Origin of the sequence: Nocardiopsis sp. TNDT3 (assembly GCF_003427465.1) — a bacterium.
Lineage (GTDB): Bacteria > Actinomycetota > Actinomycetes > Streptosporangiales > Streptosporangiaceae > Nocardiopsis > Nocardiopsis dassonvillei.
The window spans coordinates 1-1,239 of record NZ_QPFC01001110.1; the positions used below are offsets into that span (position 1 = coordinate 1).

Sequence of the window (1,239 nt, forward strand, 5' to 3'; positions counted from 1 at the left end):
GGGGCGCGTCCGCGTGTACGGGGACCGGTCCCCGCGCGGCCGGGTGGGGCGTACTGGCACCGGAGGCGTCCCGCATACGGCAGGCTTACGTCATGGAGACACCGACCAGCGCCCGCCGGTTGGACCGGCTGCCCAAAGCACACCTGCACCTGCACTTCACCGGATCGATGCGCCATCCCACCCTGGTGGAGCTGGCCGCCGAGCACGGCATCCACCTCCCCCAGGCCCTGGTCGAGGAGTGGCCGCCCAGGCTCCGCGCCACGGACGAGCGCGGCTGGTTCCGCTTCCAGCGCCTGTACGACATCGCCCGGTCGGTGCTGCGCAGACCCGAGGACGTGTACCGGCTGCTGCGCGAGGCGGCCGAGGACGAGCGCGCGGCCGGGTCCGGCTGGCTGGAGATCCAGGTGGACCCGAGCGGTTACGCGTCGCTCTTCGACGGGCTCACCGCCACCCTGGAGCTGTTCCTGGACGCGGCCCGCGCCGCCGAGCGCGAGACCGGCGTGCACGTCGGCCTGATGGTGGCGGCCAACCGCACCAGGCACCCGCTGGACGCCAAGGTGCTGGCCCGCCTGGCCCGCCAGTACGCGGGCAGGGGCGTGGTGTCGTTCGGCCTGAACAACGACGAGCGGCGTGGCCGCGCCCTGGAGTTCGAGGGGGCGTTCCGGATCGCGCGGCGGGCCGGGCTGCTCTCCGCTCCGCACGGCGGCGAGCTCCAGGGACCCCGCAGCGTGCGCGAGTGCCTGGACGTGCTGGACGCCGACCGGATCGGGCACGGTGTGCGGGCCGTGGAGGACCCGCGGCTGGTGGAGCGGATCGCCGAACGCGGGGTGACCCTGGAGGTCTGCCCGACCTCCAACGTGGGCCTGGGGGTGTACGACGACCTGGGGCAGCTGCCGCTGCGCACGCTCTTCGACGCCGGGGTTCCGGTCGCTCTGGGCACCGACGACCCGCTGCTGTTCGGACCGCGCCTGGTGGAGCAGTACCGGATCGCCCGCGAGGTGCTCGGGTTCTCCGACCCGGAGCTGGCCGAGCTGGCGCGGATGTCGGTCCGCGGCTCGGGCGCGCCGGAGTCGCTGCGCAAGGAGCTGCTGGCCGGGGTGGACGCGTGGCTGGCCGCCGACCCGGAGCCCGTCGGGGACTGAGCCGCCCCGGCTCCGGCCGTCCGGGGCGCGGTCCCGGCCCCGCCGGAGCCGCCAGCCCCATCCGGCTCAGGGCTCAGGGCTCAGGGCTCAGGGCTCA

The 1,239-nt window shown here is 75.1% G+C and carries 1 protein-coding gene; it reads left to right on the forward strand.

The genetic code is table 11. The features are described 5' to 3' along the window. Positions 1–92: 92 nt before the first annotated feature. Positions 93–1,142 (forward strand): adenosine deaminase, encoded by a 1,050-nt coding sequence (locus DQW06_RS24470; protein WP_013156094.1) that lies wholly within the window; start codon positions 93–95, stop codon positions 1,140–1,142. The last annotated feature ends 97 nt before the right edge of the window (positions 1,143–1,239 follow it).